At 38.3% G+C, this 22,074-nt stretch carries 19 protein-coding genes and 1 pseudogene; 5 read left to right on the forward strand and 15 right to left on the reverse strand.

What is annotated here, in order from left to right; genetic code table 11:
* Window positions 1-6 precede the first annotated feature (6 nt).
* The 3 genes from ACKPCE_RS13270 to ACKPCE_RS13280 are packed head-to-tail and all read right to left on the reverse strand — an operon-like array spanning window position 7 to window position 1,325.
* Entirely contained in the window at window positions 7-372 is a 366-nt protein-coding gene (locus ACKPCE_RS13270) for a DUF4134 domain-containing protein (protein WP_319505532.1), read from the reverse strand.
* Between the two features lie 55 nt (window positions 373-427).
* Window positions 428-748 (reverse strand): DUF4134 family protein, encoded by a 321-nt coding sequence (locus ACKPCE_RS13275; RefSeq protein ID WP_407654982.1) that lies wholly within the window; start codon window positions 746-748, stop codon window positions 428-430.
* A 1-nt stretch (window position 749) separates the two neighbouring features.
* A complete protein-coding gene (locus tag ACKPCE_RS13280) occupies window positions 750-1,325 on the reverse strand; it encodes a hypothetical protein (RefSeq protein WP_319505534.1) in 576 nt (191 codons plus the stop codon).
* Between the two features lie 580 nt (window positions 1,326-1,905).
* On the opposite strand from ACKPCE_RS13280, the pseudogene ACKPCE_RS13285 reads away from it, so the two are divergent.
* Window positions 1,906-2,217, forward strand: a pseudogene (locus ACKPCE_RS13285) (PcfK-like family protein); the annotation flags it as partial.
* Window positions 2,218-3,090: 873 nt separating this feature from the next.
* On the opposite strand, the gene ACKPCE_RS13290 reads toward ACKPCE_RS13285, so the two are convergent.
* From ACKPCE_RS13290 to ACKPCE_RS13300, 3 genes are all read right to left on the reverse strand, one after another.
* A complete protein-coding gene (locus ACKPCE_RS13290; RefSeq protein ID WP_319505535.1) occupies window positions 3,091-4,437 on the reverse strand; it encodes a hypothetical protein in 1,347 nt (448 codons plus the stop codon).
* Between the two features lie 89 nt (window positions 4,438-4,526).
* Window positions 4,527-5,249: a hypothetical protein gene (locus ACKPCE_RS13295; protein ID WP_319505536.1), complete on the reverse strand. Its 723-nt coding sequence runs from the start codon at window positions 5,247-5,249 to the stop codon at window positions 4,527-4,529.
* Window positions 5,246-6,427, reverse strand: a complete 1,182-nt coding sequence (locus ACKPCE_RS13300) for a GmrSD restriction endonuclease domain-containing protein (protein WP_319505537.1) — start codon at window positions 6,425-6,427, stop codon at window positions 5,246-5,248. Before ACKPCE_RS13300 ends, ACKPCE_RS13295 begins: the two co-directional genes overlap by 4 nt.
* Before the next feature lie 487 nt (window positions 6,428-6,914).
* Between ACKPCE_RS13300 and ACKPCE_RS13305 the strand changes: the two genes are divergently transcribed.
* Window positions 6,915-7,907, forward strand: coding sequence for a tyrosine-type recombinase/integrase (locus ACKPCE_RS13305; protein ID WP_319505538.1), 993 nt, complete (start codon window positions 6,915-6,917; stop codon window positions 7,905-7,907).
* Between the two features lie 99 nt (window positions 7,908-8,006).
* Here ACKPCE_RS13305 and ACKPCE_RS13310 read toward each other — a convergent pair whose 3' ends face one another.
* Both ACKPCE_RS13310 and ACKPCE_RS13315 read right to left on the reverse strand, forming a co-directional pair.
* Entirely contained in the window at window positions 8,007-8,132 is a 126-nt protein-coding gene (locus ACKPCE_RS13310) for a hypothetical protein (protein ID WP_319505539.1), read from the reverse strand.
* 830 nt (window positions 8,133-8,962) lie between these two features.
* Window positions 8,963-12,556, reverse strand: coding sequence for a hypothetical protein (locus ACKPCE_RS13315; RefSeq protein ID WP_319505540.1), 3,594 nt, complete (start codon window positions 12,554-12,556; stop codon window positions 8,963-8,965).
* Window positions 12,557-12,645: 89 nt separating this feature from the next.
* Here ACKPCE_RS13315 and ACKPCE_RS13320 point away from each other — a divergent pair, with 89 nt between their 5' ends.
* Window positions 12,646-13,086, forward strand: coding sequence for a hypothetical protein (locus tag ACKPCE_RS13320; protein WP_319505541.1), 441 nt, complete (start codon window positions 12,646-12,648; stop codon window positions 13,084-13,086).
* A 269-nt stretch (window positions 13,087-13,355) separates the two neighbouring features.
* Here the strand turns inward: ACKPCE_RS13320 and ACKPCE_RS13325 are convergent, their stop codons facing one another.
* From ACKPCE_RS13325 to ACKPCE_RS13355, 7 genes are all read right to left on the reverse strand, one after another.
* Window positions 13,356-14,660: a type II toxin-antitoxin system HipA family toxin gene (locus ACKPCE_RS13325; RefSeq protein ID WP_319505542.1), complete on the reverse strand. Its 1,305-nt coding sequence runs from the start codon at window positions 14,658-14,660 to the stop codon at window positions 13,356-13,358.
* Window positions 14,644-14,970: a type II toxin-antitoxin system RelB family anti-toxin gene (locus tag ACKPCE_RS13330; RefSeq protein ID WP_319505543.1), complete on the reverse strand. Its 327-nt coding sequence runs from the start codon at window positions 14,968-14,970 to the stop codon at window positions 14,644-14,646. The genes ACKPCE_RS13325 and ACKPCE_RS13330 overlap by 17 nt, the downstream gene beginning before the upstream one ends.
* A 62-nt stretch (window positions 14,971-15,032) precedes the next feature.
* A complete protein-coding gene (locus ACKPCE_RS13335; protein WP_319505544.1) occupies window positions 15,033-16,019 on the reverse strand; it encodes a DUF8464 domain-containing protein in 987 nt (328 codons plus the stop codon).
* A complete protein-coding gene (locus ACKPCE_RS13340; protein ID WP_319505545.1) occupies window positions 16,003-17,076 on the reverse strand; it encodes an AAA family ATPase in 1,074 nt (357 codons plus the stop codon). The genes ACKPCE_RS13335 and ACKPCE_RS13340 overlap by 17 nt, the downstream gene beginning before the upstream one ends.
* A gap of 23 nt (window positions 17,077-17,099) precedes the next feature.
* A complete protein-coding gene (locus ACKPCE_RS13345) occupies window positions 17,100-17,459 on the reverse strand; it encodes a helix-turn-helix domain-containing protein (protein WP_319505546.1) in 360 nt (119 codons plus the stop codon).
* A 278-nt stretch (window positions 17,460-17,737) separates the two neighbouring features.
* Entirely contained in the window at window positions 17,738-18,022 is a 285-nt protein-coding gene (locus ACKPCE_RS13350; protein ID WP_319505547.1) for a helix-turn-helix domain-containing protein, read from the reverse strand.
* A 588-nt stretch (window positions 18,023-18,610) separates the two neighbouring features.
* Window positions 18,611-20,008, reverse strand: coding sequence for a hypothetical protein (locus ACKPCE_RS13355; RefSeq protein ID WP_319505548.1), 1,398 nt, complete (start codon window positions 20,006-20,008; stop codon window positions 18,611-18,613).
* A 322-nt stretch (window positions 20,009-20,330) separates the two neighbouring features.
* On the opposite strand from ACKPCE_RS13355, the gene ACKPCE_RS13360 reads away from it, so the two are divergent.
* Together ACKPCE_RS13360 and ACKPCE_RS13365 are read left to right on the forward strand one after the other, a co-directional pair.
* The gene (locus ACKPCE_RS13360; protein WP_319505549.1) at window positions 20,331-20,981 is read left to right on the forward strand and encodes a DUF47 domain-containing protein; all 651 of its coding nucleotides are present in this window, start codon (window positions 20,331-20,333) and stop codon (window positions 20,979-20,981) included.
* Window positions 20,982-20,993: 12 nt separating this feature from the next.
* On the forward strand, window positions 20,994-21,998 hold the full coding sequence (locus ACKPCE_RS13365; RefSeq protein ID WP_319505550.1) for an inorganic phosphate transporter: 1,005 nt from the start codon (window positions 20,994-20,996) through the stop codon (window positions 21,996-21,998).
* Window positions 21,999-22,074 lie beyond the last annotated feature (76 nt).

The raw sequence follows: 22,074 nt of genomic DNA on the forward strand, positions 1-22,074 counted from the left end.
TGCTGTTTAGCTAGTTACACCAAAGAACAACGGCAATGCTTGTGCGGCTGCCACAAGGAAGATACAAGCTCCCACAATCATCATGATGGACTTCTTGACATCCTGTTCCTCATTGTTCATCTTGATGTACACACTGATAGCACCTACGACCGCCACCACACCGGCAATGGCGTAACACAATTTCACCACATACGGCACATACTTGGCAATTTCCGTGGTCACAGTCCCAAGGGCTGTAGTACCGGCGGTATAGTCACCTGCCCCATTCTGGGCCATCGCTGCCGTCGTTCCGACAAGCAACATGAGAGACATCATTTTGATTCTCTCGGAAGAGCAAATGCCCTTCATCATTTTTTTGATTTTCTGAAACATTTTCTTACATTAATAATTAGTACACAGTTTTACTCTTCTGCGCAGTCGAGTGTTTTTATATCTGATATCCGAAGAAGGAAGGAAATAGGATGGAGGCACTAATCAGGAAGATGCAGGCACCTACCAGAAAGAGTATCTCTTTCGTTACTCCCTCTTCCCCGATATTCATTTTTATGTATATTTGAAGACTTGCTATCACCGCTACTATAGCAGCAATAGCATAACCTAAGTAAAGCACGTAGAGCATCATCGTTACCACATAATCGTGCATCAAAGCCAGTGCATCGGCTCCCCAGCTATAATCCACACCGCCGCATTTGGCACGTGCGGACTGAACCGAAAACAAGCCAATCAAAACAAAAGAAGACCTAAGCATTTTAGATAGCATCTCTAATCTCCGATTCGTTGTTTTCAGGCTTCCCATTATCAGGAGCCTTCACTTCTCTAAGTCCCTTGCTCTGGCGTTGATTATCAAAAAGGATAACCTGCTGATTGATAAGATAGTCCTCAAATTGTTTCTCATTCATCACGACTTCGCTCTGAACATCCCCTTCAAGCATATTCTGGCGTACATTATCAACCTGCTCTTCGACCTTACTTTTTTCAGCGATTCCACTTTTCTCGTCTGTTCCACCCTTATCAGCTGTTCCACTCTTGTAAGCTGTTCCACCCTTGTAAGAATCATCACTTCCCTTTCCCTCTCTTCCCTGTTCTCCGGGGTGATTAGATTCTGAAAGATTTTCAAGGTCAGCTTGCGTTCCTATGATAAAGCTATCCCCGTCTTCTGTCACTGGAATTGGCTCTTCAATCTCCGACATAGTACCCATATCGAAAATCTCTTCCGTTTCATTCTCCTGACCCTTTTTACCGTACAGGTCTCGACTGATATTCACGCCATAGTAGATTATGTATGCTATGGTCAGCATAATGGCAAATATTGCAAATGGACTCATGTTATTAAGCTGTTTTTGTTCGATTTCGGGGGCAAAGGAATAGTAAAAAAGGACGGGAAAATCAGATTCTGTTTGGAAAGCTTCCGTTTTTAACCTGTATTCCGTTTTCAAATAAAAATCATACCTATAATCATACTCAAATGAAGAAAATTGCGGTTCTTTTCATTAGGAAATGACATCTGTTCCAATTTCTTTTTCCTGTTTCCGGTAGCCATCACTCCCTTCATGCGAAAAGGTAGAATAAGTTGATGCAGGCAACTAACTTGTTGCGTGCGCAAAGGTAAAATCGGGTTTTGCTTATCTGAACAATTTTTTTGTATCACAATCTCCACACCTTCGGATAGTATTCTGCTAAAAAATTTGCTCCTGAAAAACGCCTCTCCTTTGCAAAGCCAACGAAACAAGTCAGTAGCTCAACTCATTCACCGCACAAAAAAGGTCATGATTATGAAAACAAGAACAGAAATATCAATACGAAACAATATCGTGACTAATCTATTCTCGCATAAAATCTTCAATGCAGTAAGAGTAATGGCGACAGCTTTTGACATTATAAACATTAAAAATATAATAGAATAGAATGAAAGGGACAGAACATTTTAAGAGAATAATACAAGCGTTTTTAGAACAACGTGCAGCGGAAGATGAACTCTTTGCAGTGAACTACCGCAATCCCGCCAAGAATATAGACGATTGCATCACTTTTGTTTTAAATTACGTACAAAAAAGCGATTGCAACGGTTTCTCTGATGATGAGATATTCGGGCAAGTTGTACACTTTACGATGAAGTGAACATAGAAATCGTAAAACCTATCGACTGCAAAGTAGTAGTTAATCATCACGTAGAACTGACCGAAGAAGAAAAATTGGAAGCACGGCAGCAGGCTATCAAGCGAGCCGAAGATGAAGGCTATGCCAAGATGAAGCAGCAGAGAGAAAGAGCCACCCGACAAAGGGTATTGAAAGAGATTGAATACTTTGGCATCATTACTACTTGTGACGGTTTTCAAGTGATGCGGTATTTCCATATCAACGTATATCGCAAGGCAGATGAACAGGCTCGTTACAACTGTTCCGAAGTGGTGCAACGTTGGTTGTCGCCCAATGGTAAAGAAGCCATCGTTGCCCGTCTGCGAGGAATGAGCATCATGTATTACGACATTTGGAACTTCAGTTAGGGGCTTGAAATCCGTCCCTATCATCGGGCACACGATATAAATCCAGCACAATTCTACCCCCGACAGCGTGTTATCTCCGAAATCAGCCGTAACGGTTTTTGTGGGGAGTATCACGGCATACATCCGTTGGCATTGTTCCACTCTATCCTTACAAGCAGCAAGGCTGAAACCTTGTTGAAAGCAGGACAATGCGAACTACTGAAAATACTTTGTCCACAGTAACTTTCGCAATATTGACACCTACTGGAGTTCAGTGCGCATTTGCATCCGCAACTTATGTTGGGTAGTCACTTATGTTGTGTTGGATCATAATTAATTTAATATAAATATGATAAATTAGTTATACACAACATGTATATTTTTATTTTATTTGATGACATCTATTGAAACATTGCAGCTTTTTCTAAGGAAATGTGCAAAAGTGACATGCGTTATCCATGGCTACGAGAATATATATATACAAAATACATTAGAATGATTAGGATTGTCCCCAATATACGGTTGATATAGATTTAGAGTAATTCCTTTTTAATGAGCATAGGATATCTATCATCCAAAAAGTCTTATAAATATCTCTATTATTATTTTATTTAAAAATTTCGTCATAAATACATTCAAAAATCTCTGTATGATCAATTTCTTGTGGGTCGAATCCATACGATTCTACCTCATACTCAAGTATAGTACGGCACTCTCGTATGTATGATTGTGTCTCAGTAGATAATTGACCTGAATGTTCCTTATCCCAATCATATGGTCCTAAACCTTCTTTTTTATATATGTCACTCAAGATTGCTGTGCTCCATTCCACAGAACAAGCACCAAACAGGGCTCGTTCAACAGTTATGCGATGAAGCATTTTCTTATCAAAATGAGTTGGGGCATGCTTAAACTCCACTCCATTATAATTGAATGTCATTAAGGCGTCTTCAAGAGGCTTAAGAATATTATCCTCAGCTTCTGTTAGACTTAGCTGGCAGTGATTGAATTCAGGAACTGCTCCATTTTCATCTTCCATGTTGATATGCAAAAAGGGGACACCTTTGTGCGAAAGATCAAAACGTGCAAGCAAAGGATGACCGTTTTCTAAAGTAAAATAAACTTTTAGTCGCGTAGTATTATCAGAAGACCCTCGATATTTGGGGATAATCGACTGATTTAAAGAAGACTGTTCTACTATTATATGATGAACATATACAGAACCAAAATTATGTAATAGGCAAGAGGCAAAATCTCTGAATGAACTTCGCATAGCTTTTGGTAAAGATGGGCATGTGACAATTTGCAATAGACATGTCCAAAATGCCATAAATCTACATTGGCAAGCAAATTCTTCTAACCTTGTCTTAAACACCTTTTGAAGTCTTCTTTTGTTCTCACTATCCGCCACAAATATTCCGGATCCATTCAATTCACGCAACCAATCTAAGTTAATATAATCCGGATGGAGTTTATAACTCCAATCAAATGTTCCGTTTTCGTATACAAGATTGTAAAAGAAATCCCCTATACCATTATTCAGAAACATGTAAGATGTCGTTAATTGTTGTGTAATTTTACATATATCAGTTTCCGAAGATGTTTCTAATTTCAAATTTTCCAATTGGGCGAATGCGTCCTGCAATACAGACAATTGTAAATATACATCTGCTCTTGGTTGTGAATGGTCACCGGAATTGCAGATGTAGCTGCTTGACCCAAATAGTTCACTTAAGATCTTAAAGCATATTGCGTTATTCTGTGTCTTACAATAATTGTTCAAAGCATTCCAATCGCTATAATCTCGAGGCAAAGGCAAAGAAACTAACAAATGAGAATTCCCGTCATGATATTCGTCTTGAACCATTTTTCTTACCACAGCGGCTAATACCTGAATTTGAGCTATGTTGGCATTAACACGTCTGAAGTCTATATCGAATGAATTTGCTTCCATTTTTTAATTATATCGTTTATTCTTGAGAGATTAAATACGCTCATTGTCCTTACGGGCCTACGGCAAGCATTTGCACGAGTGATTGTCTTTTATCGGTATAATCTATTTTCATTTTCTTCCAAATATTTATTATATAATCGAATAAAGATTTTATCTATCAGTATCAAAAGTGAGAAACGGACAAAATAATTATCATGCTTATAATCATCATGTACCAAAGTTTTGAGAGTAGGTAGATTTTGTTGATAGGATAAGGTGTTATGAGCGCATCTATTTCTATGGCTATAAAGCTGTTTGTAGAGGTTTTGTAATGTGTTTTCAAATAAGTTATCATTGGAGCCAAAGTAAGTTGGACGAATTAGAGTACGATCATTTACAAATTCAATAAAACTATTCTGTGCCCATACAGACAAATTTGTCTTTCCAAAAGTATCTTTAAGGAAAGTGAATGTCTCTCTCAATATCTCTTCCCTATCTAAGTATGTTGAAACGTCAAAATTGGCAACACTTTTTTGTATTTGTTTTATTAAATCCTTATAAATATCTTTTTTATCATTATAGTTTGAACATTCGCCTATTGTTTTTTTTGAATACTTCTCATACCTATACTCATAGTCATACGTTGCCAATTCCCAACAAACACATTTCATTTTTTGCTCTTGGAATCCTGTCATCTTCAAGAAGAGTGTTTGCATAACATAATCATATATAGGGTAGGTTTCAATTCCATTTCCAATCCCTGCTATAGCAGTAACAACATCCTCTAAAATTCGAGTCATTGGGGACAATATAAAATCTGTATGACTATTCATGTTGTAAATCTATGATATATTGCAATTGAAGATTCAATGCGTAAGCGCAAATATTTTAGTGCGCCTGGAGCACGTTTATGAGAGAGATCATTTTTTAACTGTTCTATCTTTCTTTCTAACTTGATTTTAAGCTCATCAATTTTAGTAGCATCAATTTCTTTATTTCTGAAAACTATTACATATATCAATCCAAAGAAGAAAATATCCAAATCAATAATGGAAATAAATTGATGGTTTTTTACACCTAATGAAATAATAGTTTGTTTCAAAATGTCATATCTGGTAGCATAGTTTTTATCAGGGAAAACAGCAGAAAATCGTGCGAATGTATGAGTGTCACTATCCTCCTCTGCTACATAGTAAATATACTTCTCATAATACTTTTCCATTATGGGTTTATAACCTCGTGCAATTCTACCAGTATTACTATCTTTATGGTATTGAGACAATAAAGATAAGTATCTAACAAAGTCTAATTTTGTTTCACTACCCGAGTTTTTAATTCTTATATCCTTACAAAAATCAGGGTCAAAGAATTGAGCTAAATTTTCATCTAAGTAATAAAGAGATGCTCTACTTTCTTGAGGTAATAAAGCCTGACCTTGAATGTTGATATTTCTAAAAACAGACGAGTAATATTTTTGTTGAATTCTTTCATTGGAAATATAAGGAACTAGATAGGAAAATCCTAAAAAAGTATTTTTCAAGAACTCATCATCTATTCCAAAGTCAATTATCTTATAATTACCATCAATGATATTAACTAGTATAGATTCCTTATTTTTACCTTTCTCTGTTAGCTTGTCAAAAGTCCACTCAAATACGTTATCAAGTTCTACCTTATCTTCATCTTCATCATCGTTGTCATTAGCAAAATCAGCTTCAGCTTTTTTAAAAGTTGCTTCATCTGGGAATAGACCAAGATATGCCAATAATATACTTGTTAACCTCTGTTGTCCATCAAGTATTAAATTTTGCTCTGTTCCTGCATTTTTAAATGCACCAATGGTAATTGGAGGAACAAATTGTTTATTCTTGAACGTTTCGATCAAGGTTTTAACTTTATTTTCTCGCCAGACAAAATATCGTTGATACTCTGGAAGTATGATATTTTTCTTCAGAATTAACTCAATCCAGTGTTTGAGTGAATATTCCCCATAGTAGACTCTATTTTCCATTTTACATATAATTTAACCAAAAGTATTTCTCTTAGCTCGCTAAATTAGAAAAAAAGTTATCCCCCCCCTTCAATAGTGCAGTTTTTTTGTGTTAGAACGAAAAAAAATATATTATAGATGCACAATCTATTAAAATATTTGAGATATGTTAGAACTCTTATTTAAGAATTCTTTGCGTAAGCATCTCGATATGCCCTCTTACTGAAAGAGTGCGAAAGTTATCTTTTGTTTTTAAATTCAACGGGGATATGTAGAAACAGCCTTATTTTAGCTGCGGATTATATGCTACGCATTATTGAGCTTATGGCTCTTTCTGCCCCTCCTGTAAAGTAAAGCCATTGAAAGTTGACGAAATAGTTATTCGGCTGAGGGCTGGAGTAACAGGGGGATACCGAGTCTCTCCTCCAAAAGGGAAAAGTCGTCATCAAAGCGTTGACGTTCACGCTTTATTAGCTATGCATTAAGATGGTTCTTATATTCAGGATGGTTGGAGATTGAGCTGACAGACATAATTTCATCTGTCCCGGGTAATCTATATAATCCAAGAGTTCCTTTTAGAAAGCATGAAACAGCCCCATTGTTGGAAGAACGTGAATCCTTCCTGACTTATAAGAGCCAGCTAGGGACAAGTGTCTGTACTTTGAACTTCATTCGCGCAACATTACCCCATATCATTGAGTTCTTGCAATTCTACGAAAGGAGAATCGTAACTGAGGTAGAAATACGAACTGCAGCAACTCATTGGGGATATATAGCATGGAAAAGATATCTTATAAGCAATTATCCTGAAGCTGCTAAAAAAAAGTTCATTCGTTATGCCATACAATGGATGGAATTTCTTGGTTGTCTGAAAAAGAAATCAAACACAATACCTTTTGCATCTTATCTTAACGAATATCTTTGTTGGCTCAATGAAAAAAAAGGTTTCGCTGATTCCACAATCAAAGTGCTAAGAAGGGTACTTCCTAAGTTACTTCACTATATAGAAGAATTATGTGGGGAGTTTCATTTACTTAGCCCTGCTACCGCAGATGTAATAATCAAAAAGAGACACGAGGAAGGAGTAAGCCGAAGAGGTATGGCTTACTTCTTATCAACTTATCGTACATTCTTAAAATGTGCAGAAAGTAAAGAATGGTGTGCTAAAGGGATCTACCTGGCATTCAAATCGCCACGGTTGTTCAAACATGAAGAATTACCCTCGTTTACGACATGGAATACAGTAGCAGCTATTCTTGAAAGGAAAGATACTGATCATCCCACAGATATTAGGGATTATGCTATCATTTTGCTGTTGTCTGTATACAATCTAAGGGTAAGTGAGGTTTCGAATCTGAGGCTCAAAGATATCGACTGGTGGAAGAAAGAGATACAGATCCGACATGCTAAAAATGGACATCCAATGGCATATCCCTTGATAGATAGCGTTGGAGATACTATTACAAGGTATTTAAAAGAAGTGAGGAACAATATAGTATAGGAAAAGACTTTATATTCATAGGTATGCACGCTCCACACCGGAAACTCTCAAGGGATGCAATCTACATGAGGGTTAGCAAAGCATTAAAGGCTCAAGAAATTACTCTACGACACTATGGTTCACACTGCCTACGTTATCCAAACCTTTATAAAATCCCAACCTTTGGATTTGCTTCGCCACAGTCGAGCCATACACCTCCTCCAAGCCGGGTGGGATCTTATCCATATACGCGATTCTTGGTCATGAATCAATTACGACGACAGAGGTATATGCCCGTATTGACTCTAAAGCTAAACGAGAAGCCATAGAGAAAGTTTATGAACAAGTAGGAATAAAAGAACCGGAAGTCAAGAGTTGGGAGAAAGACTTAAAACTGAAGGTTTCTCTGAAAAATCTGTGCTGATACTATAAATGTTATCAAATGAAAAATGACAAAAGAGTATCTGACTATCAATCTAATAGGAGGGTACTCTTTGGAATACTTTTGATAACCGTGGCGTTTGCAACTCCAATACAGAGTATCATGAGCGTATCATCAACCTTGTAAATAAGAACGCAAACCATATCCGTAAGCGGATGAAAGCAGCATGATTATTTACCCATTAAACACAAAAATATGGAAGTGAAATTTGAAAGTCTTGTAAGCGTGTGGGATGACCAAATCTCGATGTTACTGATTAGCCTTGGGAACATAGTTGTGTTCTCAAGGGACGAAAACGAGTTACGTGTAGCCATAAAACAACTGTCCGAAAATACAGACTTTGACAAGTTCTTTGCCTATGGCTTCGAAGGCAGTCATTTTTGGTTAAAGCAAAGACTTGTGTCCGACACAAGCAAGTACGTAAAGGATAGGTTATTGGATTTTCTTTCCAAATAATTAGCAAGGTGGCTTCTATAGGTGCAGCAATTATGGTAGCAAAAAAAAAAACAAATTTATAGAAATACAAGCCCCAACATGGTAAGTTAGAGAAAACTATAATATTTTTCAAGAATCAAGACAATACACTATACGGTGTATTGTTTTTATTGGCTCACTTTATAAACTTTCTACAAATTCAATTTTGCATTACCAATGGATGCGTTATCTTATAAGCATCTACCAGACATTGTCTGTACACAGTATCACTAGACATACGAAAAGCTATAGAGAGGATGGACTGCGCCTGAGTATAATCCATTTTTTTAAACATAAGAGCAAATATGTTTATAGCAAATATATTCAGCCCTGGTTCTATTATTCCATCGAGTAGTCTAAGAACTGAATTTAATACATTATAGGTATTCAGCTTATTCTTCTCTATATTTAAATAACAGTTCTGTAAATGATTTGGTTCTTTACGATTATTCTTGTAGTATTGATCGCATATGTACTCTGATGTCATTTCGCAACCGAAATAGTTCAAATTCGCAAAGTATACATCAATTCTTATCATTTCTTCATAATCCATAAAATATAACCAGTTATTGCAACTTACTGCCTTGTATGCATTGAAGTTAATCATCGAAATAGTCCAATCTTCTGTAATCAGAATACGATTTGGTTGATTGGCCATCATTATAGACTCTAAAAACATATGTTGTAACCGCATGTCAATTTTCGACAAATCTTGATTCAGTATTTCCTCACAATTCTCTATATCACAATAGTCTGCAATCCACTGTCTCACCATTTTGAGTTTTGCAACCAAAGGGGAAATCTCTGGCACCCCTTCATGTTGTTCTATCACAAGTATATCACATAGCTTCTGACTAAAAAAAGTAGGCATACCTTTTAACTCCTCCATGATAGAATCATCAATCGCGACTGCAATACTTTTCGCTAAGATAAAGCGTTTAGTGAACGAAAGTTTGAACTGCTTATGAATCTCATGCATCATCAACAATGAACTTAGCTCAAGTACAGGTTGTACATCCTTCATATTGTAATTGCATGCTGTAATGTGTTGAGCAACAACCTTCCGTGGAATCATACATATTGTAAAATCACCAAATAATTTATCATACAAATCACTCATTATTTGGTGGTCTCCAATAAAATTATACAATGTTATAGAACCATTTTGATAATTAATTTTAGCTTCTTCCATTTCTGAAACATAACCATCACCTCGACCCGACAATTCCTTAAGGTTAGCAAATATTCCATCACCACCAGTTAGATCATCAATCGTGAATGACTTGATCGTCTTACTCCTATTCTCCGAAATTTCCTTCATACAATCCATCCACAACTTATGATACTTGTTGAAAATGGCTTTTACGGTCACAATACTAGTGCGACGGAAATGATACAGTTCTAAAGCCTCACCTAGATGCTTACCAACCAAATCTTCAAGATAAGAGCCCGAGAGAATCTCATCATATTGTTCTTGGCCATCCACATCCAGCATCACATAACTGTTTAGGGAAACAACATCATATTGTTGATGAATGATGTCACCCAATGATTTCTGAACGGAAAATTGATAGAAAAGGTCATGCAGAGGCTGTGTAGGCTTCCTATGTATTTGTTGATACAGAAACTCTACAGCCAAGTCTGGACGATTGACGAAGTGATAAGTATTGGTAATATTACTAATGGCTGTTTCGGGAAAATCTATATCTTTAAGTCTATCAAAAAACTTCTCCACAACATCATACCTTTTGCATCGATACAATGCCATCAAATGATGCTCTATCAGAATGCCATTTTTAGGATTTTTATCAATACAAAGTGTTGTAATCTGCAATGCACGCTCAAAATCTTGCATTGATTCTGCCATTCTAAGTTCAATGCTCAACGTATCAGATGTTTCAAGATTATTTAAACGCAATTGTCTGCAGAAATCATATAGTTTACTACCATATTTTCTATCCTTTTGTAATAACTGAACATAGGTATGAGTTCTAATATCATAATAGTTCATATCAATGATAGGCTCTATCATTTTAATAGCATCATCAAGACCTACATGTTTCTCATAAAGAAGTGTTACGTAAGGTCTTAAAAGATAGTGAAGTTCACCCTCATGAGTTTTGATGTATTCAATATTAACTTGCTTACCTTCGAAGAAAGCCAGTACTTCCAAAATTATATTTTTAGTTATAATGTTTACGATATTCAACTGAGAAATATATGGTGATACAACTTCAGTAAAATATTGAATTGAGGACAGTACATAATTCAAGCTATCATCGTCAAATGAAACATTATATTGGCAAGCATATTGAAAAACCTGTATGATATTATCGCCATTTTTCGCTTTTAACGCTAAAAAAAGCCTCTGTTGCAGCACAGATGCACTGACATTTGCACCATAAGCAGCAAGAAATTCTATCGCTTCTAGCTCCCTATTAGCACTCATTAGCATAGATGCAACTGCTAGATAATAGAAATCTTTCTGCTGTGGTGTATAAGTACAGGTTTTGATATCATCAATCCATGAAATACAATTATCATGGTTATATGCCACCAGCGCATGAGTAAACCTCAAATCTGGAAGCATATCATTTAATTCAGTTTTATGAAGCAGTTCATAAAATTTTTCTGACATGGCATACAAATCTTCAGATTCCTTACATGGCATATTATTGATGTCAGCAGGTTTATAAACCCATTGCTTTAGAAAACGCGTCAACGAGATGCTTAGATAGAAGACCCACATGGAAACATTATCAATCGTAAGACTATCCAATATCTTAACAGGGTGAGTATCCAGATCAACAGGGATTTCTTTAAACACATCATTATCAAGCATACTGACTATAGCAATAAGACTATCTCCAAATTTTGCATTCTCTGGTACATTGTGCAAAGATTCATTTATATCAATCGCAAAAACAAGTGCAGGAATCCATGCCCAAACATTATTAGAATCCCTTAGCTTGATACTCTCAGCCAATTCTAGAGCCTTATCTTTATTCCTATTTTTGCAATAAACATAAATCTGACCTGCAGCAATATCACAATCAAAATAGTTTGCCCTTTCTGCGGTTTGGTAAGCTATCTCATAATGTTCCAGTGCCTTTTTGCTATCAACATAACGCTTACAGTTACCCATAAAGTAATCAATAGTAGCAAGCAAAGGAAGGTCTGGATAACTCTCTCTTATAACAACAACTCTTAGTTTTTCCAGTAACCTATAAGCAGTATTTACATGTAGGCTATTGATTGCAGGCGCTAGCTCTTTGACAATGTCTATCGTGTCCTTATTTGCCATACGTTTCAGAACTACATCGAGCTTTTTATCAGCCCTTTCTGTAGTATCACTTATTTTCCCCAGTTGCTCGATACTAGGATTCAGTTGCTTACCTTCATACCACATATATAAGATATACATAACCACAATAAGTGCCACCAGCGACACGACAAACCAATCCAAAGCTCCGTATTCGAACTCTAAAGCAGCCCATATTCCACTGTCTTTATTCTCTTTTGATAGACCGACTGTTAATTTGGTGATTGACCAACCTGTACAAATTGCAGCAATGACACCTAAAAAAGCAAGTGTCACTTTGCGTACACTGATAACAAATAAATAATTGAATATCGGCAAACCTATATTTTTCCATATCCATGGAAACTTCTCCTCAATGACTTTAGACCTCCAAATGAAGAATATTAACAAAATCGCTAATGCAGAAACTACTAAGCTTATTAAACCAATCATTGAATTTAATTTGAATTTGATATTACACTATGATATATAGTTCCAAAATTACAAAAAACGCTGTAATAATCAAAAAAAACAAGCCTAGTGTGAAAATCTATATTATCACCGGTATCAGGAAAGAGTATCCTCATTGGTATAGAATATGTATCGCACCAGATATGAAAGATTGGGATCCAATAGATGATGGGAAGAGATATTGTACAATTCTCTCGCGAAAGCATACAATGACACCTAGTAATTCCATAAATATAGATCAATTTATAAAGCATTATAACATCTTCAAAGGTTGTTGGCTAATGGCATTAAAAATTGGATCTGACAATAATATCATAATGCCCAATTCTTTTGATTCAGCTTTCAAGTTTACCAATATAATCTTTAGGAATGCTTGGGAGCTTAGTACGGGGGATGATGCTTTTATGGCGATTGAGCCAGATGATGATCCATTTATTCCAATTGGTCAAGAGAAGACGGCTCCAATTGTCAAATCGCTTGAACTACTTAGGCAACGAATTAAATCCCAATAAGTATATGTGGTGAAAGATGTGATAAAGAAGCGCCCTGTGTGTATTGCTCCACCTGAACAACTTTATGAAAGCTACAAAGAGTTTTTTCTTGACTTTATCAATCGTCATCCTATAATTCCTTACCTGACGATTCAAATAAAGGTCCATTTCTCGATGCTTTCCAGTAAGCATTCGGTGAAATAAGTTCTTTTCAGTGAGTTTTTTCTACTTTTGACAGTGAGCAAAATGCGGCACAAAAGGTAGCAAAAAGCCCTCCCCAAAGGAGAACTTCATCGATGCAATCCATTCTGTCGCAACATTTCTGATAGTATCTCAATACGATAATTTATTTCCTCTTTTATTTGGTGGATCCAATAGCTGTCAACCCCCGCCATATGCGCATATTGCTGGTAGTCGCTGACAATACTGATTGCCTTTTCTATGAGGGAATCAGCACCTTTTATATTGTATTTCTTAGCCAGCTCAAGCAAATCTCCACGTTCAATGGCAGAGTTTTTGTTGTTTATGGTAATGCAATGACGGTTTACATATCTTGGTGCCGACGGATCGACCGAGAATGTGAAATCATATGTGGGTGTAATATGCCACACACCGTCTTGCCCCATCATAAAGCTGAAATTCTTATTGTGGTCATCCACATTTCCTCCAAGCACATTCATGGTCATGGACAGGAACAACCTCTGCATTTCCACCGGTATGATACCGATGCGGCAGGCGGTGTCAAACAGAGACTCATAACTATCCGCTGCCGGGTTCATTGCTGCCAAAGTCTGGATATGAATTTTCTCATTTCCCTTACGGTCAAACCGCTCGGTAAGGAAATGCGCTTCCTTTTCACCCTCGACAAGCATCGATGGCATCATTTCCATCCCTGCGTCCCGAGCCATCAGGTAATAGCTATATTCGATACGTGTTGTCGGCAGATCAAGATGCTCATCAAACTTGATAATCATCGGGATAAAACCGGGTGCAGGGGCACTTACCTGTCCCGAATAGCACTCATTAGTTTCCGTATTCACATGGATGATCGCTTTTGCTCTGCGACCGCCGGCAGATGTTCCCACCTTGAACAGGCTTTCAATCATCAAGTCAGGTTGCATCTCTGCCTTGAAGTCTTTAGCCTCGTTCAAGGCAGCACGGGCAAGCCTGTACAGGTCGGCAATCTCCACTTTGAACGACTTCTCCATTTCTTCAGCGGCAGGAGGTACAAACTCCAACGCCCCCATTCCTCGCCTACCGATGTATGCCAGACGGTCAAGTGATGACAGGTCACGAGATTTTATATGATGCACTTTCGCCCATTCATTGAATACCCTATTCCCCCAATGGTCGGGTAGTGAATCGGCTATGAAAGAGGGCAAACCACCAAAAATCTTATCATCTTCGGCATAAACAGGCAACCCACGTTGAGCGGACACACCGTTTATTGGGGCTTGCAGCGGAGCGATGTCATACCCGCCCTTTATAAAGTCACTGTCGAAATAGAAGCATACCTTTTCTGCGTATTTCTCCTTATAGGCTACCAATGTACCCACTTTCCGATTCCATAAAAATACATCAAGATTTTGTATCATCACTGTTCCTCCTTACTCTTTTGGGAATGAATTTATTTATTTGTTTCAGTGCCATCGGCGGCATGGGCAACTCAGGCAGTAAATCACTTATTCGTTGCTCCATGCCGATTATCCGCAACAATGATATGAAATTATTCAGGGTCATGTTCTGATTGACACCCTGTTCAAAATGGCTTATTGTAGCAAGGCTCACACCGGATTTCTCCGCCATTTCCTTTTGGCTCATCCGTGCGGCAAGCCTGTACTCCTTTATGCGTTTCGCTAAAAGTAGCATAATATCTTGATTGGTAACATAGTTTGCATTACTCATACATGGTAGGATATTACTATTTAATTGCAAAATTAGAAAATAATATCCATATATTACTACTATTATGGGATTTTTTTCTTATTTCTCAGGAAGTCATTCAAATCCTTGTAGAGTGGATAAGACGCAAACATATCCTGTACTTTATCACCCAATAATTCATACAAGGAGTCCACCACCCGTCTACCGGCATCATCATTGTCAAGATAGCAATGAATGACTTCATATTTTTTAATTGGCTCGATGGCCCTGCTGACATTACTTACCGAGTTCAAAACAATATAATCCATAGACTTGCCGCCTTCAGTTATTCTTCCCAATTTTACTAAAGTCAGATAGGAGAGGTAATCCATAAAACCCTCAAATAGGCAACAGCAATGTACTCTTAATCTATCCGATTTTTGGATGATGGATATATCCTTTGGCGCAATACACCCTTTAAAATAAGGATTACGGATTTCATATCCACCGGCAATATTTGGAAAAGCAACAGCAAAATATCCCTTTTTATTACAGGAATAATGCACTTCCTTACATTCGCATTCCCCAATATCTAAATCAATACCACGGGATTGCAGATATGACTTCAATGCTTCATGATTCAAGTTCACCACTTTTATATTTCTGAACTGATCCGTTAGCCGTTCTCCATCCTGGGATATAGGTGTTCTAATTCGAGGAGCCAGAGCCGGTGCTGCACCCTCTATGAGCTTGAGCAATCGCGATACATCTTTTGATTGGTAGAGTAGTTCCGCCAAATCAATGATGTCACCACTTTGAGCCGTTCCAAAGTCATACCATATTTTTTTGTCTTTATTGACTTTGAATGACGGTGTTCTGTCTTCTCGATAAGGAGCATGATACCATGCTGACTTAGCCGACTCCTTTGTTGGTGAAAAGCCAATGGCTTTCAGATAGTCCACCAGGTCTATTTGCTTTATTTGAGCGATGTTCATACTATTTTTTTGGTATTTATTGCGGTTCGACATAGATTTACCATATATAGCCTCGGAGTAAACTAAACTTATTTCCATTCTATATTGGTTCCTCATTCTCAAAGGCTTTAGGTTCGTAAGAGTAAGTCTTGTCCTTTTTGGTTATTACCCCTTTTCCCATCAGGAACTTATTCAGTTCCACGCACACGTTCCGCCCCCGTTTATAGCCGATGGCCTCATAACCTTTCTGCAAGGATTTGAGCATATTCTCATACCCGACAATTGGACCCTCCGAAAAGACACTTTCCAATGCGCTCACATGTTGCTCATCCATCAATACTTCGAATAGAGGTTTACGCTCCGCCTCAAACGCGTAATTATCCACCAGTTCGGGCAATGCTTCACTATTGATTTTGAATGCGAACGGAGTAAATTCTTTCTCCCGGATGTGCATGGCCTTTACTTGGCTTATACTGCTATCAAAGGGGCTTTTCGTGACTTGGAGTATTGTTTCAGCCTTATTATTCAGTTCTGTACCTATGTGCCCACGGGTATTATCATCACCTTTATTTAGATGCAGTACCGTATGGATATGCAGATCGTGCATACTGGACCACCGCATCAAGTCATTGATAAGCTCTACCGACTCACTGGGATTGTTGATGTCGTACATAAGATCACGGATTCCGTCAATCACCACGAATCCGATATTCGGGTCTGTTTCCAGTGCAAGGTTAATGATCTGCCTCCTGTGTTTGGGTGAATATTCTCGTAGCATATAGAACTCCAGTCGTTCATTCTCACGGTCAATCGGCATTCCGGCCAGTACCAATATTCGTTCCAGTACCTTGTGACAATGACATTTACTCTGTTCTGTATCTACATACAATACTTTATGTTTCTCTTTCGGCAGGGTCGCCTTGTAACGCAGTACCTCCTTACCGGATAATGCAGAAGCCACGATAGCCGACACGTTGAAAGTTTTCTTACTCTTCGGCTTTCCGGTCGATGCACTAAAGTTTCCCAGCGTGGCAATGGTGATACCGTCCACTTGTACGATCTCTGGCGGATAAGCATAAACATCCGTAACTCTGAGTCGGATAAATTTCAAAATCTGCTCAAAGGCACTTTCGTCTATATCTTCACCTAAACTAATCTTTTTGTTCTCAATCATTATTTGAAGTCTTTCTTTTTGAATCAACCGTTTGATTTATCATTGTGGCAAGTACCGTCCTTATCTATGTCAGCGATTATATTTTCACACTCTGCATTCGTCACTAAATGATTCTGACACATCCATTCATCCAATTCTTGCTTGTTGAAATAAATCAATTTACCGGTCGGCTTATAATATGGTATGTCTCCATTCCTTGTCAACTTGTAAAGCTGGCTATTGGACAGGTCGAGATATTCGCGCGCTTCCTTGAAGTTGAGCGTGCCTTTGATGCAACAAAGGGCACTCTCTATTTTTTCCATCCGTGCGATGATGTAGCTTAACTTCAACAGGCATGAGGAGCACACGATGGCTTCTCCATTTTCTATATTTTTCTTTGTCATCAGTTTTTTGTTTAATAATTATACATGAGAGGTTTTTTCCCTCTGTTCACTCTGAAACCGGTTCCGAAGGACAAAGTTAGTTGGAACATAAAAGCCGAAAACATCTATCACCTTGATACTATGCTGGTATCAAGCTAACTATCAGGGTAGGATGCTCTATTTCTTATATTTTCCCTCTATTTCTTTTCTCTCCTCTGGTAATGTCACCAATAATCAAAAAAAACTTATATTGTACTGACAGTCTTGTCTATGATTTTTCAGAATGGTTCTGCCATCGTTCATAAGACTTCACCTTTTTGTATCCTTTCCACGTCGGACAATTTGTAGCGAACTTTACTACCCACTTTGGCAGAGACAAGATAGCCCTCTTTATTCCAACGCCATAGAGTGGATCGGTCAACTTTCAACCGTTTAGCAGTTTCCTCAGCCGTCAGATATACTTCCTGCTTGTTCTCACGTTGGTCAAGTAACTTTCCAATGGCCTTTTGAACTACACGTTCCAAATCATCCTGAGACACAATCATGAGCATTTGTGAACTTTGATTTCTAAATTCATCCATCATACTTTTACGGCAGGTTTGTTGGCAGCCATCATTGGCAAGACATTCGCCGCTGCACCCGCACCAGTCTCCACACGTTACATGATGAGATAACGGCTTTGACCGATGCAAAACTAATGTGAAAAAACAAGATTGCAAGGGCTTGAAACACAGCTTAACAAACTGGTTTCTTGACGCTTTTTATTCACTTGTACACTCGCATGTATGTACAAATAGACAGTCGAAAGTCCACTTCTTTTGACTTCCGAGAAAATAGAGAAATAGACAGAAAATACATTTGATTATACGTTGTGTATCCATATCATAGATAAGTGTGCTTTTTTATCAGTCGCAGTCAGTAGAGGAGTCAATTGAGTACCACATTGCCACATTTATAGACAGTCAAAAAAAAAATCAGGTGTACAGATAAAACAGAAATCAGGCTAACAATCTTTAACGCAAGATGTTTAACCTGATTTTATTTTTAGTGCAGAATGTGGCTTCAGATGCTATTTACGATGATACTTACCGTTATATCCCTTTTTGTGTCGTAATTGCAATTGGGTTATCAAAGTTCGACAGCCCTTGAAAACAGTTATTATATTTCCCGTATTATTCATCAATTATATTCAACTCCTTATCCACCTTATATATAGGCTGCTCAAAAGCTACGCACATCAACGTAAAATGATCTTTCATTTCCATTCTTGTATAGCGGTTTACAGCCTTACTGCCTTCCTTGTGAAGACCAGCAGCATACATATTGACTTGCACCTTATTCATTATATCCACATGTGTTTTCCGGCAAAGTTTGCTACTACCAAATGTATACAGCGGTTTATATACATTATCATTTATCCCGTCATCAAAAATCTTACACTCACGATCAATTCCACAATATTGCAGTAGCAGCTTTATCTTAGCATTATATCCACTTTTACCCGTAACATATTTCAAGATAGGAAAATTGAACTGCCATTTCTTAATCAAGTCAAGAGCATAACGCAAGATAGGAGTTTCAATTTCGGTATTCTCTACATTTTCGCGTAAGGTTTTCTTCGGTAGGTAATGTATGAAGGGAATACCATTATCTGTCACCTTGATTTTACTCATAGACAATGCCTGAAAATCTGCGATACGGCAACCAAAAGCGCATTGCAGTAGAAAGCATTCTTTGGTTTCCTGAAGCGTGGCAGGAACTTCCGTCCGCATTACCTTCAATAGTTCATCTTTATAAAGATAAACCGGTTCGTCATAACGCTCTTTCAGAACGGCAGCCTTTCTTTTCCTCCCTAACTTCCGAAACGGAGAAGCCATGATTTCCTCCTTATCTTCCAACTCATTGAAAAACGCTTGCAGCTTTTTTAGCCTGGTAATGGTTGTATTCATGTCTCTAGGCTGGCGAGGAATATCACGCTCTATTTTATTATCATACAAGTAGGAATATTTTTCCACATACTCATATTCATTCGTGAAAAAGTAACGGAGATCCATCAGCATATCAGCAGTAAACTCAATGGGAGTTATACTTCTGAGATTCTTTATTGCCAAAAATCGCTCCAACGCACCATATACAACACGATAGTGTTTCATGCGCCCTTCAGCAAATATACCATCCCGATAACCATCCGCAATGAATCTATCAAACCGTTCAAGCATGGTCATCTCAGCTTTCTTTTGGCTTCGAGTATCAGGATTCAGCACCAAATCAATTGCGTCCTCAAATATTTCACCATTGATATGTCCTTTCTGCATCTTCTCACACAAGGAATGATATGCAGCATATATGGCATCCATTTCACGATCAATGGCCAGTTTAAGTTCTTTGTTAAAAATCGAAACCTTTGGTTTGACATTACCATTTTCATCAAACTTAGCCATATCTTTCAGAGCGGCTCTGATCTCACTTTTATGATACAGGTCAACTTCTCTACCATCGCGCAAACGAAAACGTAACTTGATATCGCCTTCCGTTTTTGTTGTCCTTAAAAAGATGGTAACTCGTTCCATAGCTTATTGAATTTTGAATGTTTTTATCGTGGTGCAAATATAGCAATTTTGCACCACATAATCACAAAACTGCACCACACAAATTCAATAGAATGCAATAAAATAAAATATAAACATCTGATTATCAATTAACACATATTCATTCGTGTTTCACAAGTATCTAAATAATAAGCCCCAGGCGGATCACTCAAGAAAAAATCTCCGGTAACTGTAATGGTTGCCGGAGTTTTTTTATGCTACCTATTCGTGAAAATTAAAATCCTTTCTTATTGCATGAAACAAGTCGATAGTATATCTTTGCACACGAAAATTTCAATAAGGAATGAAAATCAATACATTATTGAGCATATTTGCTCCGAAAGATATTAAGTTCTTCCCCATGCTGGAAGAAACTGCCGCGCTCTTATCTCAATCGTCTGCTTATCTGCAGGAGTTGTTTTCTTGTGAAGACAAAACTCACAGAGAGGAATTATGCAAGCTTATAAAGGCTGAAGAGGTGAAAGGTGACAAGGTTACCGGAAACATTATTCACGAGCTGAACAATACGTTCATCACCCCTTTTGACAGGGAAGATGTGCATGCTTTGGCCGACGTGATGGATGATGTGCTGGATGTGATTAACCGATGCGCACAAAAGGTGCAGCTTTACCAACCCCAACGTTTCCCGTCACACACGGTTACACTGGTTGAAGTGATAAAAAAAGGTAGCGATGAATTGCAGAGTGCTGTCAATGAGCTATCGAACATCAAAAGGACCGACTTGCGGCTACGAGCGCACTGTAAGGAGATTAAGAAGCTGGAAGAAGCTGCCGACACGGTGTACGAAGAGGCCATCACTTACCTTTTCAGTCAAGAAACCAATGCGGTGGAACTGATCAAACTGAAGGAAATTATTCAGGAGCTTGAGAAAGCGGTGAATAAGATAAACAGTGCTGCCAAAGTGATTACTTCCATTCTCGTAAAATACGCCTGATAAAATAAAAATATGACATTACTTATACTTGTCATTGCGTTGGCACTGATCTTTGATTTCATCAACGGCTTTCATGATGCAGCCAATTCAATTGCAACCATAGTGACCACGAGAGTGCTCACTCCTTTTCAGGCTGTGCTCTGGGCAGCAGCTTTTAATTTCATTGCTTTCTTTGTTGCCAAATACATCATTGGTGAATTTGGTATTGCCGATACGGTATCAAAAACGGTCTTGAGGGAATTCATCACTTTACCCATCATTCTTTCGGGACTGCTTGCAGCTATCTCTTGGAACTTAATGACTTGGTGGCTGGGCATACCCTCATCTTCATCGCACACACTCATAGGCGGATTTGCGGGTGCAGCTATCAGCGCAGCCGGTTTTCAATCTATTCACGTGGGCGTAATCGTTAAGATTGCTTCGTTTATTATCTTGGCGCCTGTTATTGGGTTGCTCATTTCATCCATCATTACCATATCTGTGTTGTGGGCTTTCAAAAGGGTCAATGCTCGCACTGCCGAGAATTCTTTCCGAAAGTTACAACTGGTGTCGTCGGGCTTATTCAGCTTGGGGCACGGGTTGAACGACTCTCAAAAGGTAATGGGTATCATTGCCACAGCCATGATTTCTTATGGCAGCATTGATTCCATAGAAGCCATGCCCGACTGGGTTCCTCTTTCTTGCTTTGCTGCCATCGGTTTGGGTACCATGAGCGGCGGATGGCGTATTGTGAAGACGATGGGAAGCAAAATTACCAAAGTAACTTCGCTGGAAGGCGTTTGTGCCGAAACAGCCGGTGCACTGACGCTATTCATCACCGAGCATTTAAAAATACCTGTGAGCACCACACACACCATTACGGGTGCCATTATGGGCGTGGGCGCAGTAAAGCGTTTATCGGCTGTGCGCTGGGGAATCACCATCAACCTGATGTGGGCATGGATTCTGACGATTCCCGTGAGTGCTGTATTAGCCGGACTTATTTACTTGCTTATCAGCACGCTGGGGCTCAGATAAAAGACGCCAGCTTTATTATAATAACTAGGTAAAGAAACCTCATATACACCCGGATGTACAGCCATTGTACACCCGG

This window comes from Bacteroides graminisolvens (genome assembly GCF_963666085.1).
In the GTDB taxonomy this organism is placed as follows: Bacteria; Bacteroidota; Bacteroidia; order Bacteroidales; family Bacteroidaceae; genus Bacteroides; species Bacteroides graminisolvens.

Bases quoted from the DNA above. Each gene is read 5' to 3' on its own strand.
- ACKPCE_RS13270 (WP_319505532.1), bottom strand. From the start codon at position 372: ATGTTTCAGAAAATCAAAAAAATGATGAAGGGCATTTGCTCTTCCGAG.
- ACKPCE_RS13275 (WP_407654982.1), bottom strand. From the start codon at position 748: ATGCTTAGGTCTTCTTTTGTTTTGATTGGCTTGTTTTCGGTTCAGTCC.
- ACKPCE_RS13280 (WP_319505534.1), bottom strand. From the start codon at position 1,325: ATGAGTCCATTTGCAATATTTGCCATTATGCTGACCATAGCATACATA.
- ACKPCE_RS13290 (WP_319505535.1), bottom strand. From the start codon at position 4,437: ATGGAAGCAAATTCATTCGATATAGACTTCAGACGTGTTAATGCCAAC.
- ACKPCE_RS13295 (WP_319505536.1), bottom strand. From the start codon at position 5,249: ATGAATAGTCATACAGATTTTATATTGTCCCCAATGACTCGAATTTTA.
- ACKPCE_RS13300 (WP_319505537.1), bottom strand. From the start codon at position 6,427: ATGGAAAATAGAGTCTACTATGGGGAATATTCACTCAAACACTGGATT.
- ACKPCE_RS13310 (WP_319505539.1), bottom strand. From the start codon at position 8,132: ATGGATAAGATCCCACCCGGCTTGGAGGAGGTGTATGGCTCGACTGTG.
- ACKPCE_RS13315 (WP_319505540.1), bottom strand. From the start codon at position 12,556: ATGATTGGTTTAATAAGCTTAGTAGTTTCTGCATTAGCGATTTTGTTA.
- ACKPCE_RS13325 (WP_319505542.1), bottom strand. From the start codon at position 14,660: ATGATACAAAATCTTGATGTATTTTTATGGAATCGGAAAGTGGGTACA.
- ACKPCE_RS13330 (WP_319505543.1), bottom strand. From the start codon at position 14,970: ATGAGTAATGCAAACTATGTTACCAATCAAGATATTATGCTACTTTTA.
- ACKPCE_RS13335 (WP_319505544.1), bottom strand. From the start codon at position 16,019: ATGAGGAACCAATATAGAATGGAAATAAGTTTAGTTTACTCCGAGGCT.
- ACKPCE_RS13340 (WP_319505545.1), bottom strand. From the start codon at position 17,076: ATGATTGAGAACAAAAAGATTAGTTTAGGTGAAGATATAGACGAAAGT.
- ACKPCE_RS13345 (WP_319505546.1), bottom strand. From the start codon at position 17,459: ATGACAAAGAAAAATATAGAAAATGGAGAAGCCATCGTGTGCTCCTCA.
- ACKPCE_RS13350 (WP_319505547.1), bottom strand. From the start codon at position 18,022: ATGATGGATGAATTTAGAAATCAAAGTTCACAAATGCTCATGATTGTG.
- ACKPCE_RS13355 (WP_319505548.1), bottom strand. From the start codon at position 20,008: ATGGAACGAGTTACCATCTTTTTAAGGACAACAAAAACGGAAGGCGAT.
- ACKPCE_RS13360 (WP_319505549.1), top strand. From the start codon at position 20,331: ATGAAAATCAATACATTATTGAGCATATTTGCTCCGAAAGATATTAAG.
- ACKPCE_RS13365 (WP_319505550.1), top strand. From the start codon at position 20,994: ATGACATTACTTATACTTGTCATTGCGTTGGCACTGATCTTTGATTTC.